The organism is Stenotrophomonas sp. SrG (assembly GCF_050031795.1).
GTDB classification, from domain to species: domain Bacteria; phylum Pseudomonadota; class Gammaproteobacteria; order Xanthomonadales; family Xanthomonadaceae; genus Stenotrophomonas; species Stenotrophomonas rhizophila_A.
The window spans coordinates 1-236 of sequence record NZ_JBNBBE010001336.1 but is presented as its reverse complement, the minus strand read 5'-3'; the positions used below and the strand labels follow the sequence as shown (position 1 = coordinate 236).

Genomic DNA, 236 nt, shown 5'->3' with positions numbered 1-236 from the left:
CCCCGCGCCGGCCGCAGCCGCTCACGCAGCGGCCGCACCGGCCGCATCACATGTTCTTGATCGGGGCGGGTCCTCGTCGACCAGCGGGTGATTGCATCCCCGGTGCGCAGGCAGCCGCCGCCCCGGCCGGCGCGATCAAGCGCGCAGCGACCGCTGCAGGGGCGCGGCCAGCCCGGGGCGCGCGTACCCGGCAAGGGCACCGGGCAACAGTAACGCGCCTCGCGCGCTTCCAACAC

General features: G+C 76.3%; 1 protein-coding gene. It reads right to left on the bottom strand.

Annotated elements, in window-relative coordinates; translation table 11 throughout:
• Positions 1-200 (bottom strand): DUF1289 domain-containing protein (locus ACQG3P_RS23770; RefSeq protein ID WP_426806423.1); only part of this gene is annotated, 200 nt, incomplete at its 3' end.
• Between the last annotated feature and the right edge of the window lie 36 nt (positions 201-236).